Source organism: Paraburkholderia sp. EG286B (genome assembly GCF_040965655.1).
Taxonomy (GTDB): Bacteria; Pseudomonadota; Gammaproteobacteria; order Burkholderiales; family Burkholderiaceae; genus Paraburkholderia.
In genome coordinates this window covers 1-14,393 of record NZ_JBFRCF010000025.1, presented here as the reverse complement: position 1 = coordinate 14,393, position 14,393 = coordinate 1, and the positions used below count along the sequence as shown (strand labels likewise).

At 58.7% G+C, this 14,393-nt stretch carries 12 protein-coding genes; 10 read left to right on the top strand and 2 right to left on the bottom strand.

What is annotated here, in order from left to right:
• Positions 1-38 precede the first annotated feature (38 nt).
• From AB4Y42_RS35985 to AB4Y42_RS35965, 5 genes are all read left to right on the top strand, one after another.
• Positions 39-965 (top strand): LysR family transcriptional regulator, encoded by a 927-nt coding sequence (locus AB4Y42_RS35985; RefSeq protein WP_368696860.1) that lies wholly within the window; start codon positions 39-41, stop codon positions 963-965.
• A gap of 734 nt (positions 966-1,699) precedes the next feature.
• Positions 1,700-2,137, top strand: coding sequence for a hypothetical protein (locus tag AB4Y42_RS35980; protein ID WP_368696859.1), 438 nt, complete (start codon positions 1,700-1,702; stop codon positions 2,135-2,137).
• A 1,193-nt stretch (positions 2,138-3,330) separates the two neighbouring features.
• Positions 3,331-4,071 carry an SDR family NAD(P)-dependent oxidoreductase gene (locus AB4Y42_RS35975; protein ID WP_368696858.1) on the top strand — a complete coding sequence of 247 codons (741 nt, stop codon included), beginning with the start codon at positions 3,331-3,333 and terminating at the stop codon, positions 4,069-4,071.
• Positions 4,072-4,158: 87 nt separating this feature from the next.
• The gene (locus AB4Y42_RS35970; protein ID WP_368696857.1) at positions 4,159-5,025 is read left to right on the top strand and encodes an ABC transporter substrate-binding protein; all 867 of its coding nucleotides are present in this window, start codon (positions 4,159-4,161) and stop codon (positions 5,023-5,025) included.
• A 382-nt stretch (positions 5,026-5,407) separates the two neighbouring features.
• Positions 5,408-6,481 (top strand): porin, encoded by a 1,074-nt coding sequence (locus AB4Y42_RS35965; RefSeq protein WP_368696856.1) that lies wholly within the window; start codon positions 5,408-5,410, stop codon positions 6,479-6,481.
• Between the two features lie 147 nt (positions 6,482-6,628).
• Here AB4Y42_RS35965 and AB4Y42_RS35960 read toward each other — a convergent pair whose 3' ends face one another.
• Positions 6,629-7,429, bottom strand: a complete 801-nt coding sequence (locus tag AB4Y42_RS35960) for an adenylyltransferase/cytidyltransferase family protein (protein ID WP_368696855.1) — start codon at positions 7,427-7,429, stop codon at positions 6,629-6,631.
• A gap of 44 nt (positions 7,430-7,473) precedes the next feature.
• Entirely contained in the window at positions 7,474-8,466 is a 993-nt protein-coding gene (locus AB4Y42_RS35955) for a LysR family transcriptional regulator (RefSeq protein ID WP_368696854.1), read from the bottom strand.
• Positions 8,467-8,622: 156 nt separating this feature from the next.
• On the opposite strand from AB4Y42_RS35955, the gene AB4Y42_RS35950 reads away from it, so the two are divergent.
• The 5 genes from AB4Y42_RS35950 (at position 8,623) to AB4Y42_RS35930 (ending at position 13,430) form a co-directional block, all read left to right on the top strand.
• Entirely contained in the window at positions 8,623-9,189 is a 567-nt protein-coding gene (locus AB4Y42_RS35950) for a flavin reductase (RefSeq protein WP_368696853.1), read from the top strand.
• 33 nt (positions 9,190-9,222) lie between these two features.
• Entirely contained in the window at positions 9,223-10,779 is a 1,557-nt protein-coding gene (locus AB4Y42_RS35945) for a 4-hydroxyphenylacetate 3-hydroxylase family protein (protein WP_368696852.1), read from the top strand.
• Positions 10,780-10,843: 64 nt separating this feature from the next.
• Positions 10,844-11,716, top strand: coding sequence for an intradiol ring-cleavage dioxygenase (locus tag AB4Y42_RS35940; protein ID WP_368696851.1), 873 nt, complete (start codon positions 10,844-10,846; stop codon positions 11,714-11,716).
• A gap of 25 nt (positions 11,717-11,741) precedes the next feature.
• A complete protein-coding gene (locus tag AB4Y42_RS35935; protein ID WP_368696850.1) occupies positions 11,742-12,335 on the top strand; it encodes a malonic semialdehyde reductase in 594 nt (197 codons plus the stop codon).
• Positions 12,336-12,371: 36 nt separating this feature from the next.
• Positions 12,372-13,430 carry a maleylacetate reductase gene (locus AB4Y42_RS35930; protein WP_368696849.1) on the top strand — a complete coding sequence of 353 codons (1,059 nt, stop codon included), beginning with the start codon at positions 12,372-12,374 and terminating at the stop codon, positions 13,428-13,430.
• Positions 13,431-14,393: the final 963 nt, after the last annotated feature.

The window sequence follows — 14,393 nt, the reverse complement described above, 5'->3', positions numbered from 1 at the left end:
TTAGAGCTCGGTTGAAGTTTGATTCGGAGGATCCGACAGTGGACAGGTTGCAAACAATGCGAATATTCACCCAAGTTGCAGAAGAGGGTAGCTTTACCGGCGCTGCGAGACGCATGGACACATCAACTCCCATCGTTTCGCGCGCAGTCGGACGCCTGGAAGCCCATCTGGGTATCCGCCTGATCAATCGCAGCACCCGAAGCTTCTCGCTGACCGAATCGGGGGAACGTTATTTACAGCGTTGCCAGCGAATTCTCGCCGAACTCGAGCAGGCGGAAGCTGAAGCGGCGGACGCACAGGTTCACCCGTCCGGCCGCTTGCGCGTGCATGCGATGCCGGCCTTCGGGCAGACTTATCTGGTGCCTGCCGTCATGAGCTATCAGCAGCGCTATCCGTCCGTCTCGATCGATCTGACGCTGTCCGGGCATGCACCCAATATCGTCGACGAAGGTTACGACGTCGCCATCCAGATGAGCACCGCCTTGTTACCGGACTCGGCCCTCGTGTCGCAACGCCTGGGCACGCTGTACAGCGTGCTGTGCGCGTCGCCGGCCTATCTGCGCGCGCACGGCACGCCAGGCCGCGCTGCCACGCTGGCGCACCATGCTCGCCTGCAACTGGTCACCTCGCTCTTCCCGCGAGATCGCTGGGAGCTGGACGGACCGGATGGCCGGGAAACAGTCGAGCTTCCGCCAACGGCCTTTCAGGTGAACACTCCGGATGCGCTCGTCACAGCACTGCGCGAGTGCAGGGGGATTGGCGCTCTGCCGATGCCATCGGCCGTACCCGCCCTGAAAAGCGGTGTGCTCGTACGGGTGTTGCCGCGCTATCAACTCCAGACGCTCAACGCCTATGTCGTGTATCCGTCGCGGCAATACCTCAGTGCCAAGGCCGGGACATTCGTCGAGTTCCTGCGAGAGGTGGTGCCGCAGGCGTTAGCTGCCGACCACACGGCCTTAGGTTGAAATACCGGTTGAACTATGGGAATCGTATGCGCTTTCGAGGCCCGCCAGGACGTCGCACACGTTGGTACGGATCTCGTCGACGGAGTTGGCCGCCTTCCATGACCAATAGCGTCGGCGTCTCCAGCGTCCCGATCAATGCGCAAGTAATCGCCTGGGGCGAGCCTGAAGCCCGTGATCGAGCACACGCAGCCATCCCATCCGGTGCCCTTCGGCGGAGGGCAATTCAGATTGTAGCCCCCAGAACGAACGTGATGCCCGGGTTCAAACGATTGAGAAGTGCATTGACCACGATTTCAGCCATCGAGTTGGTGCATCGCATTCGCTAGCGGCGATTCGACCTATCCGCACTCCGCTTGAGGACATCACTGCCTCCTCTGTCTGGAGTGCTGTCCTTTTTGATCGATAACGTATGTACATTTATAAGCGGCATTGCAGACGCGCCATCTATTTGCACCAGATCCAGGTGATGTTGGCATCTTGCTGCGGAGCGTGAATTGATACTCTTGGCGTAATGAACTGATTCGTTCTCGAGTATTGCGCACACAGGCACTACTCGCTACTTTGTGGGCAAGCACATAAAGCGTCTGTGGGGCACGAAACAGGCTTGCTTTTCGCAATGTCGCCGCCTGATTCTCGCAGAGTTTCCGAAGCAAGCGAACTTCTTGATGTATCTGTAAACGTACGTTATTGCGCTGATTGACGCGGCGTATTGATTGCCCAAGGAGAGAATACCAGTGAAAGTATCTATTTTGCTTCGATGTATCGCTTCCGGTACAGCCCTCGTCTCAAATGTGATCTACGCACACGAGATCGGTGCCAGCCTCGATTGTCATTTTGGTCCGCACGAATTCATCGAACAACTGGTAGAAGAAAAGGAAATTGATCCGCGACCCATGAAAGTGTCGGACGACTCGGTCAACGCGTATCGGCTGAAGCCAAACCAGAACTTGACTGCACTCGGATTCAAAGTCCGGGCTGTCTTTGGCTTCTCACCGAACGATGGCCTATTCAGCCAGAAGCGCGGCGGAGGCGAAGCGTCCCACCAGGTCTATGGGGTTGTCGTAATGGCAGGGGAAGAGGCGGTTAGCGAACGCATTCGCGAAATGGGAAGCCCGGCGACAGTGAAGGAAGTCACGCCGCTCGTCATGTCGGCTGTCGTTTGTGAGAACTAGTTCACTTTCGGTCGCCCGATGCTACGCCAGCCACTTAACGACCTTCCACTCCTTCGTTCGACCTGCATTCACTCAAAGGTACCGCCGCTGGATTCAGTCGACTGCGCCTGGCTTCGGTAAGGGCCGCGATCCCGGCCATCCCGCTTCTTCAACTGCGATGGCGTACAGACCATGAGCCCAAAAAAGTCTGATACCCGCGTACGCGCAACCGCCGGATTGACAGCTATTGTCATGGACATTGGTCTGGCAATGGTGCTTTTCTGGGGCCGCACTTTTGAGCCACGGGCGCGCGCAGCTTTCTCGTGCTCGCCTTGATCCAGATGGATGACTGGTGCCTGGGCACCCCAACAGCCATCCGATGAGAAATCGGATGCGTCGAATTGCTTTGCTGCAGCGGAATGGCCTAAACGATATCTACACATCCAGTACAACACCCTGATGGATGCTGTTTATAGTTTTACTCAAGCCTTCCAATGGGTGAGACATTTATTGTCACAACGGATGACAGAATTATTGAGGTCTATGACGACTGGTGGACCTGATCATCGTTGTCCGAAGTCTCCAAGCTTGCCTGGCAGCCCGGGCCATCGAGGTTGCCTCCTTATGCGCCTGGCTTCCCTCACCACGCTGACCCGCAACGGTTCAGCTGACGGTCGACATCTGCTTCTTTCCCCGATGGAAAAGTGTCCGTGAGATCTCTTCCATAGAGCGAACAGTTTCGTCGGTGTACTGTGATCCAACAAAATTCGTAGGGCACCAAGTAATACCCGGGGTAACGGGCCGGCGATGCAGCCGAATTAACGGGACCTAAGGCGGTTGAGCCAGTCAATAGTCGCGGTCGGGCCAATGCGTGAGCCTGCTGCCGTCGCTTGTTCGTTGCGATGGAGTGGCCAAGGCAGCCGCACCTCTCGAAATTGAGAATCAGCGTTTCACCTCCGGTCACTACCATCCCGTGAAAGGAGGCCTTGCAATGAAGTGAATGCAACGAGCACAAGCAGCGCTCGAGAGTGCGAGAGCGATTATTTCGCAATTATATGATTTATCTAACCTATGAGGTATTTAGTAGTGGAGATAATCGGAATGAGTCATGTGGGACGGGACATCCACGACGAACTGATCGCCGATGAAGCCGTTCACGAGGGATACCGCGACATCAAAAATTATCGGAGCAGTGCTGATATGGAGGCTAACGCATGGCTGTCGCATTGATTACGGGAGCCAGCCGAGGCATCGGTGCGGTGATCGCATCGACCCTGGCTGAACACGGGTACAGGGTGGTCGTCAACCATCGCAATAGTGCACCGCAGGCTGAAGACGTGGTTCGGAGCATCACCGCGGCGGGTGGCGAAGCTGTGGCGATCAAGGCCGACGTCACCGCGCCTGAGGACGTCGCCGCTATGGTCGAGGAAGTCAATCAGCGGTGGGGCGGGATCGATGTTCTCGTGCACAACGCGTTGACGCCGTATGCCGTCACCTCGTTCGCCAGGCTGAGCTGGGAGCAACTCGGCGGCAAGCTGGATTCAGAACTCCATGCCGCCTTCCTGACCACGAAGGCCGTCGTGCCGGGCATGATTGCTCGTGGCCGCGGGCGGCTGATCTACCTGAGCGCCTTGTTGTCGCGTCGTCCGCGTGACGGAATGATCACGCTGGGCACCGCCAAGGCGGCCATGGACCAGTTCGTCCGATACGTCGCTCTGGAGCTCGCGCAGCACGGGATTACTGCCAACATCGTCGCACCGACTACCGTGGAGGGCGCCACTTCGACGGAGCTGGTTTCGCCCGAACGGTTGCGCGCGATTGCCGCGGCCATACCGATGCAACGGCTCGCCCGGCCGAACGAGGTGGCCAATACGGTGGCGTTCCTGGCAAGCGACGGTTCGGGCTTCACCACCGGCCACTACCTTCCTGTGAGTGGGGGTATGGGGATCGAGTGAGCTCGACGAGCACGCGATTCGCCAAAAGACGGCGAGAGGAGCGATCTCGCCAAAGCACTCGATGAATCTGATAGAGGAGTTATTGCAATGCTCTCGATCGACCTGACCTATGTGGGAAGTGGTATTCACGAAGAACTGATCGCGCATGTAGCTGATCAGGAGGGATATTTCGAGGACGAGGGTGTCCACGTTGCACTGCGCGATGGAGCCGTCTGGCCGGGTGAACGCGTGCGCGCCGGCGCGACCATCGGTCTGGGCCGTGCTCTATTGTCGCGACTTACTGATGGCATCCCATGGACGGTGCTCACCGCTAACACCCATCGTCCCCTGTTCTGGTTCGTCGGGCGTGGAGATGTGAAGTCCATGGACGATCTGCGAGGGCGCCGGCTCGCGGTCCATGCGGCTCACACCGCCCCCGGGTGTTTCGCGCGAATCGTACTGCGCAAGCACGGTCTGGATCCCGATCGCGATGTGCAGTGTGTGGAGCGAATCCCGGCTGACTACCAGATGGACCTGCGACGCCTTCGCGAAGGGTCGATCGACGCGGCCTACGTGGGCAGCACGCTGGCGCCCGAGCAGGTCGCCACCGAGGAGGGCTTTTCGGTGCTTTCCTGGGTGGGCGACCACCTGCGAATTCCCACAGTTGGAATCGCTGTGGACACTTCTCGCATTCCGCTCGACGATCCCGCCCTCCAGGCGCTGGTGCGGGCCAACAAACGGGCCCTCCAGACGATTGCTGAGCAACCGCGTCTGGCTGTCAAGCACATCGCGTCGCTCCTTAATCGATTGACCATCGAGGAAGCGCAGCATCACTACGAACGCTACGTTCGACCCTGGTTCACCGCCGACGGTCGAGTGGACCCCCACGCCGTTCAGGAGGGGGTTGCTGCTGTCGCCACCGAACTCGGCCTTTCCGCGGCAGCTGCTGACCAGATGTATCGACCAGCGATGTAATCGAACCACGCCGTCAAGCAGGAAGACGAAGAAGACTAGGCCCGCAGTGACGCGGTGCATGTCTGTCCTCGTACAGGTGATCGGACGCCGGCGCTCACGAATGATTAAGGTCGCGATACGACCGGTATCCGAAAACCGTCAATGACCTGAGCTGAAGTAAATCTGAGTACGTCAACGCCTCTTAAAATTCGAAAACGAATCGAACGCCGTTTTCACTGTCGATCAGACGTGGTGCCTGGGGGATCCTCAATGCACCACGGCTCGCGCCTGACACTAAGTCTGTTGCTTTTGAAGTCTCTGCTCCTACGCGCCCGTCCAGTCGGATGCGTAGAATCCGTCATATTAATTAGTAATACTATGAAAAATGAAGGAGGCAAAGGTAATGGAGATTAGTGGCTTGAAACTGACGGCGTCGGCCGTTTTGCTGTTCTATGGTTCCACTGCCTGCGCACAGTCGAGTGTCACCCTATATGGCCTTGTGGATGCAGGAGTCGAGTATTCCAGCAAGACAGCGAACTCAACTGGAAGGGACGTTGGAAAGACGTTCGCGATGGTTGATAGCGGCGTAGGTCCGTCGTTTTTTGGCATGACTGGGAAGGAGGATCTCGGTTCAGGAATGCAAGCGGAGTTCACGCTCGCAAGTGGGATCAGCCTCGCCAACGGCGGGTTCAAGAGTTCCAACGGCAATTTATTCGGGCAACAGGCCTGGGTGGGGCTCCGGGGCCTCTTCGGCGAATTCAAGGGTGGGGTACAGTTTTCACCGTTTTATCTCGCGTTGTATGAATCGGATCCGCGTCAGTTCTCTGAGTTTGGCAGCGGCCTTGTGCAGTACTGCAGCGATGTATTCGTTACGGGTGCCTTCAATTCCAATGCCGTGTCGTATACAAGCCCAGAACTGGCGGGCTTTCAGGGTAGCGTTATGCTCGCTCTGGGCGGTGAGGCAGGCGATTTTTCTGCAGGGCGTCAGTGGTCTGCAAGCCTGAAGTACCAGAACAGCACGGCTCTGATCAATGTGGCGATCTATGCCGGTAATAGTGGCGGAACGGTCCAGACTCCGTATCCGAGCACCGTCGAATTCGAGGGGCGAACTGTGGGCGTTGCCTATACGTTCGGGTCATTGACCGTGAAGGGTTCGTTTGTCAATTTCAAGGTCGCAGGCTCGCATAACAACAACGTCTACGGCGGAGGTTTCAAATATCAGGTGACGCCTTTCGTTGATGTGAATTCGGGCGTGTGGTACACCAGCGATCGCGACAACAGCGCCAATCACTCGCTGATGGCGGCAGCGGGAACGGACTACTTTCTGTCCAGGCGCACAATGCTGTACTTCCAGATCGGAATGGTTTCGAACCACGGTGACATGAAGACCGGTCTTGCCGTATCCAGCCTCAGCTTCTTGAGCGGCGCACCCGGTACCACCGTTGGCGGAAATCTTGGGATAAGGCATTCATTTTAAGAGCATAGCCTAGGTGCGGAACGCATTCTTCGTGACTTGCGAGCATCGCAGCCGATTAGACCCTTGCCCAGGGCTTCAATCGGCCGAGTGTTCGACGGACGTCATGAGAGTCTAGATTCCGGGCCGCAACGCATATCCCGCCGTAAGCTACGTCGAAGCCTGCCGGACAGGCGCGACTGTGTCGACAAATAGCATGGTGACATGTGTGCCAGGTTCAAGATCAGCACGCTGAATTAAACCGCGGTGATAGCCCTCGTCGCCCTGTATTTTCACTTGTGCCGGATGCTTGACGCCGTGCCGGCTACGCAGATGAACCGCATACCGCCCATCGCGGGGTACACACATGCCTGGCGGCAAGAGCAATTCGCCGCGGGCCCCCACTTTGCATTCCAGTTCGTGATACCTGCCGAGCAGTCGCGCCGAGCTTCGCACGTCACCATCGAGAACGAGACGGCGAATAACGGTCGACGAGGCTGGTTCAGCACCAAGGTCATCGAATGCGGCACGCAATGGCACAGGATACACACTGAAATTCGCGGCCTTTCCAAGCCGCGACAGATAATCGATCGTCCCCTTACGTGCCTTCCCACACACGAAGTTCGCGCCGACCACCAGTGCACGGACCCCCAAGCGGTCGATGAGCGTCTGCGACACGAAATCGTCTGCTGACTGTTCGCGTCGATGCTGATCAAAGGGCATCACACACACGTGATCGACGCACCCCGTCGCTGCGAGGAGTTCGAGGCGCCGCTCGATGCTCACGAGCATGGGGGGAGCCTTGTCAGGCTGAAGCACTCGCCTTGGATGTGGGTCGAACGTCACGACGACTGCGGGCAACCCGAGGTGTTCCGCCGTTTCGCGCAGCATCTCCAGCACGCGCCGATGACCGCGATGTACGCCGTCGAAGACGCCAATCGAAACCACGCATCCCTGGTTCAACGAAATCATGATCGCGCTCCACGCCGAGTGTGTGAGCGGATCATAGAAGGCTATCAAGGCGAGGGCCATCCACCCGATAGAACAGTCTCATTGACGCACAGGCACAGTTCGCCAGATGTCGACCTTGCAAAAAGCTGCTTCATGACATCGCGAATCCACTGATTTCCGGGGTCGCGGTGTACGCGGTCATGCCAGTACTGGGAAATCTCGATTCTTGGAAAATCAAGCGGGGGCTCGACGAGTTGCAGGCCGCAGCCTCGGACCAGACCCAGTGCAAGCGCGCGCGGAATCGTCGCAATGGCGTCCGTGCGCCGAGCGATCAACGCAGCGGACGAGAACGTCGGCACGCGACACGCGATGTTCTCGGGCGGCACATGCGCCTCGAGCAGGCGTTCGACGGACAGATGCTCATGCCCCGTGCCGGCGGCTGACACGACCGCATGCTTCTCGGCGATGAACGTCTCGAGTGTCGGCGTGGCTCCGACGCGCGGGTGGTCGCTGCGAGTTACGCAAGCAAAGCTCTCCGTCCACAGGGGAAAACGCCGGATGCCTGTCACGAGTGAAGGGAACGAGCCGATCGCGATATCGATCAGGCCCGACTCCAGCCAGAGATCCAGATGCTGCGCGTCGCAGTGGATGGCCTGCACACGCACGCGCGGCGCGTGCTCACCCAGATAATTGAGCAGCGGCGGAAGCATGTTCACGACGCCGGCATCGACCACATTGATCGTGAACATTCTGTCTGAGGTCGCCGGATTGAACGCAGCATGTGACGAGCGCAGTTGCCGGAAGTGATTAAGAAGCAATTTGACGGGTTCCGCGAGCTCAAGCGCCTTTGGCGTCGGCTCCATGCGCATCGACACGCGAATGAAAAGCGGGTCACCGAAATACACCCGTAACTGCGCAAGTGTCTTGCTCAGTGCGGACGGCGTGACGTTCAGCACATACGCGGCTTTCGTAATGCTGTGCTCGGTCATCAGCACATCGAAAACCCTGAGGTGATTGAAGTCGAGATCCCCTTCGTTCCGTTGCGGAAAAGTTTCCATGAGGCCGTTTCCATAGAGATAGCGGTTTAGTCGAGGTACTGTAGCTCAAACACGATGTGCGAGCACTGGGCAATACCCCGGGGCACGAGATGCAGCCGGTTTGACCGTCCCTCGCACACGTCCGACTTTCAGAGGCCGCAGAAAAGGAGACATACGATGAATCAAGCGCCACATCAGGCGACGGGTGCAGGCGCGCCTGTGCATTACGAGCATGCAGGCGAATCGCCTTTTGTCGATGCAGCAGAGTTCCGTGAAGTGCTTGCTTATGCACCGACGGCCGTTACCATCATCGCGACGGACGGACCTGCGGGCAAAGCGGGTGTGACCTGTTCCGCTGTCTGCTCCGTTAGCGACGCGCCGCCCACGATTCTTTTCTGCGTAAACCGGCGCAGTGCCGCAAATAGCGTCATCAAGGCGAACGGTCTTCTGTCTGTGAACTGGCTAAGCGCCCATCAAGCGGGCATTTCTCAGGTTTTTGCCGGCATTGGCCAGTTGCCCATGCTTGAGCGCTTCAGCGATACGCGCTGGCAAGAGTCAGCACATGGCATTCCGTATCGCACCGATGCCCTTGTAGCGCTCGATTGCCGTATCGCCTCGGCAATGGAAATCGGGACGCACAGTGTCTTTGTCGCACGTGTGCTGAATGCACGGCGTACAAGCGGGGTCGAGCCGCTTGTCTATTGCAGGCGTGCATATGCAACGACGCGTCCCACGCAATCCTGATCCCACTGAAATTGACCACCAACGGAGTAACCTATGATCCGCACAGGAAAGCAGTATCTCGAGTCGCTGAACGATGGACGTAACGTCTGGGTCGGTAACGAGAAAATCGACAATATCGCGACTCACCCCAAAACGCGCGGCTACGCAAAAGTTCACGCCGACTTCTACGATCTCCACCATCGCGAAGATCTTCAGGACGTGCTCACCTTTGTGGATGAGAACGGCGAGCGCCGTTCGATGCAATGGTTCGCCCACCGCAACAAGGACGAGTTGCGCCGCAAGCGCAAGTATCATGAGACGATCATGCGGGAACTGGCGGGCGCATCGTTCCCGCGCACGCCCGACGTCAACAACTATGTGCTGATGACTTACGCCGACGACCCGACGCCGTGGGAGACGCAGGCCATCGGCGCGGAAGGGAAAAACCTCGCGAAGAACATCGTAGAATTCGTGCAACACGCAAAGGACAACGATCTGAATTGCGCGCCACAATTCGTCGATCCGCAAATGGATCGATCAGGCCCCGAAGCGCAGGCGAGGTCGCCCGGCCTGCGCATCGTGAAGAAAGATGAGCGCGGCATTACTGTCACCGGCGTCAAGGCGATCGGCACGGGTGTCCCGTTTGCGGACTGGATTCATATCGGCGTCTTCTTCCGTCCCGGTATTCCGGGCGATCAGATCATCTTTGCCGCCACGCCCGTCAATACGAAAGGCGTGACTATCGTTTGCCGCGAGAGCACCGTAAGGGACGATGAGACGGAGCATCCGCTTGCGGCGCAAGGCGACGAACTCGACGGCGTGACCGTGTTCGACAACGTCTTCATTCCGTGGAGCCATGTGTTCCACATCGGCAACCCGGAGCATGCCAAGCTTTATCCGCAACGCGTCTTCGACTGGCTCCACTATGCCGCGCTGGTTCGCCAGGTGGTACGTGCCGAGTTGATGGCGGGCCTTGCGGTGCTGATCACCGAGCACATCGGCACGAACAAGATTCCGCAGGTGCAGACGCGCGTGGCGAAGCTGATCGGCTTCCATCAGGCGACGCTCGCCCATATGATCGCTGCCGAAGAACTCGGTTTTCATACACCGGGTGGGCACTATAAGCCGAATATTCTGATCTACGACTTCGGTCGTGCGTATTACCTCGAACACTTCTCGTCGATGATCTACGAACTCGTGGATCTGTGCGGGCGCAGCGCGCTGATTTTCCCAACGGAAGCGCAGTGGAAGGACTCGAAGCTTGGCCCGTGGCTCGAGCGCATGAACAGCGGCCCGACGGGCAAGCCGCATGACCGCATAAAGATCGGACGCGTCGTGCGCGATCTGTTCCTCTCGGAATGGGGCGGCCGCCTTTTCATGTTCGAGAACTTCAATGGCACGCCACTGCAGACAATTCGCTCGCTGACGATGCAGCGCGCGGAGTTCGCTGCTTCTGGCCCGTACGGCATGCTCGCATCAAAGGTGTGTGGCATCGAACAAGGCAGCAACGAACTGGCGACGGAATATGCCACCTCCGCTGACTATGCGAAGGCTCAGGATAGCGCGCGCCGTCAGGAGCAGCTCGCAATGCGCAGTGTAGTGACGGTCTAGCGAAGGACGGCGTGCGGCCCGTTGTGCGTCGCACGCCCGTGAGGCCTGACCATTTGGAGACAGCATGAGAAACGTCGACGAAGACACCATTACACAGATCGTAATCTCGCGTCACGCCGAGGCTCAGGATCCGCGGCTCAGGCGGATCATGACGAGCGTTGTCCAGCATCTGCACGCGTTTGCCCGCGACGTCAAGCTGACCGAGGATGAGTTGTATCAGGGCATACGGTTCCTCACAGACGTCGGCCATATCACCGACGAAAAGCGGCAAGAGTTCATCCTGCTGTCGGATGCGCTGGGCCTTTCCATGTTGGTGACGGCGCTTAACAATCACAAGCCGGGCGGCTGCACGGAGTCGACGGTATTGGGGCCTTTCTTCGTCGCAAACTCACCGGACTACGAGAACGGCGATGACGTCGCGAACGGTGCGAAGGGAGAGCCGTGTTTCGTGACCGGACGGGTGAGGGGGCTCGCCGGCGAGCCGGTGCCCAATGCGCGCGTCGAAGTCTGGCAGGCCGATTCGGATGGTCTCTATGATGTGCAATACGACGGGGCGGCCACCCAGGGTCGCGGCACATTGCGCAGCCTTGAGGACGGGTCATTCCACTTCCGTTCAGTCACTGCGGAGTCCTATCCGATTCCGTACGACGGGCCGGTTGGCCGGATGCTGACGGCACTTGGCCGGCATCCGTGGCGGCCCGCGCATTTGCACTTCATGATTGAAGCGCCCGGTTACGAACGGCTCATCACACATATCTTCCGCGCAGGCGATCGATTCCTCGACTCCGACGCGGTCTTTGGCGTGCGTTCTTCGCTGATTGCGGACTGGATGCACCACGACCGAGGCAGGGCGCCCGATGGCACCGAGTTCGACACGCCGTTTAGCACACTCGATTTTACTTTCGTTCTGAACCGCACCAACCCCACGCGGGCCTGATCACTGTTTGCTCTGGATAAAGAACATGTCGGATACACTTCGTGCGGATGCACTGGATACGCTGTTTCGCAGCGCCCGTTCACACAATGGCTGGCTCGACAAGCCGGTGACCGATGGGCAGTTGCGCGCGCTTTACGATCTGGCCGTATACGGCCCAACGAGCATGAATACCTCGCCAGCGCGCCTCGTATTTCTGCGTACGCCCGAAGCGAAGGCGCGTTTGCTTCCGGCGTTGGCGCCAGGGAATATTGAGAAAACGCGTGCGGCCCCGGTGTGTGTGATCGTCGCGTACGATCGCCGTTTTCATGATCATCTGCCGGCATTGTTTCCGCATCGTGCAGATGCCCGTGCGATTTTCGAAGGAAAGACGGATCTGATTGAGAGCACGGCGTTTCGCAACGGTACCTTGCAGGGCGCTTACTTGCTCCTCGCTGCGCGTGCGCTCGGGCTGGACTGCGGCCCCATGTCGGGCTTCGATGAGCAGAAACTCAATGACGAGTTCTTTCCCGACGGCGATGTCAAGGTCAATTTCCTGTGCAACATCGGTTATGGGGATCGGCGCAAGCTTTTTGACCGGTTGCCGAGGCTGCCGTTAGAAGTGGCGTGCTCGTTTCTATAACCGCGCCTTTGCGTCATTCATCGAAGGTACCGGATCATGCAGGACTCCTTTGTCTATCAGATGCTACCGACGCGGGTCGTTTTCGGCCGCGGCACGAGCGCGACTCTGCCTTTCGAGGCGGACCGGCTCGGCTTGCGCCGCCTGCTGGTGCTGTCCACACCCGACCAGGCCATGCTAGCGGAGCAAGTCGAGCAATTGCTCGGCGGCCGTGCCGCCGGTGCGTTCAATGGCGCCACAATGCACACGCCCATCGATGTGACCGAGCGCGCACTGGAGGTCGTGAAAGCAGGGCGGATCGACGGTATCGTCGCGGCGGGCGGGGGCTCGACCACGGGACTCGGCAAGGCCATCGCGCTGCGCACGGATCTGCCGCAGATCGTGCTTCCGACCACTTACGCGGGTTCCGAAATGACGCCGATCCTCGGCGAGACGCAAGGCGATCGCAAGACTACGCAGCGCAACTCGAAGATCCAGCCCGAAGTGGTGATCTATGACGTGGATCTCACGCTCTCGTTGCCACCGGCGATGTCTGCCCTTTCGGCGTTCAATGCGATGGCGCATGCGGTGGAGGCACTCTACGCACCTGATACCAATCCGATCGTCACGATGATGGCTGAGGACGGGGTGCGCGCGATTGTCGATTCGTTGCCTCGTGTGCTCAAAGAACCCGACGGTCCCGAGGCTCGCGCGTCCCTGCTTTACGGCGCATGGCTTTGCGCATGCTGTCTTGGCGCGACCTCGATGGGGTTGCATCACAAGTTGTGCCATACGCTGGGCGGTCTGTTCGATCTGCCACATGCGAAGACGCATGCCATCGTTTTGCCCTACGCGCTCGCCTACAATGCGCCAATGGTCCCAGAGGTCATGGCCCGTCTGCGCCGTGCAATGGCGGCTGACGATGCTGTCGGCGCGCTGTTGGACCTTGGGCGCGATTGCGGCATTCCACTCGCATTGTGCGACATCGGGATGCCGTATGAAGGGATTGCGGTCGCTGTGAAGCAGGCGCTGAGGAATCCCTATGACAATCCGCGCCCAGTCGAAGCGGCTGCCCTGGCCACGTTGCTGACGCGTGCCTGGGCGGGGAGTGGCATTTGACCCGTCTCCGATGCGCTCCAGCCAGGATACGTCGCCCTCGGCACGTTAAGAATGCGGGGGCACGGGCTACCCGGCACCGTGTGGCTTCCTAAGGCGGCAGGGCCGCGGGCCAGGGTGCTCGAGCGGACCGATGCAGCGCCGCTTCATCCTCGGCCAGCGAGTGCGGTACGGCATTGCGCAAGAAATCCTCGAATGTTCTGATTTTGGCGTCGAGGTAGTTGGGCGGCGCGTTAAAGGTCGTCTACCAGGATCGTGAATTCTTGCCAGGCAAGGTGCGCGCATTTGTCGATCTTGCGGTTTCGCACTTTGATCTACCTTTGATCCGTTCTGCTCCACGACACGCATTCACCTCGACGGGGCTCCTCCGTGTGACCAGCAAATGCTGCAACTTTGAGGCGTAATTAGGCACTCGCGCAATACATAGGCGTGTGCCCGTGATGCGGCCCCGCGAGCGGTGCATACGTTCTGGATAATGAAGTGATATACCCAATAGTCTTTTTTCTAGTCGCGGCCACGTCGGCAGTTTTTGCTTTCGGCGGCATCGCCTCAGAGACCGCGAACTTCGCCAAGACGGTTTCGTCATCTTCGTAATGTTTTTCGCCTTGGCTCTGGACTTTCGCCGAAGGCAACGCTGATCTGAAACAGGCAGCATGCAGGGCATTGCTCTGGATTTGCCGCCGATCGTGCCAAACGTGCCATGGCGCCCGCCTCAGGTGAAAGAAGCATCATCAGCCAGCGAGCAGGTAGCCCGCAGGGCGAATCATGCGATTGAGTGATGGTTCAGCCGTCATGTTTATGCAATTGCAAGCGGCTTATCTGCATTTGCACGAGCTTAGCAGGCTGCTGAATTACCGGCGGTAACGTCATCGCGGAAGGCCCCTGAAGCGTTGATGAAAGGCCTCCACTCGCCCCCGGGAGATCATGCGCGGCGCTGACACATTCACCGAGAGTTTATTTTCCATG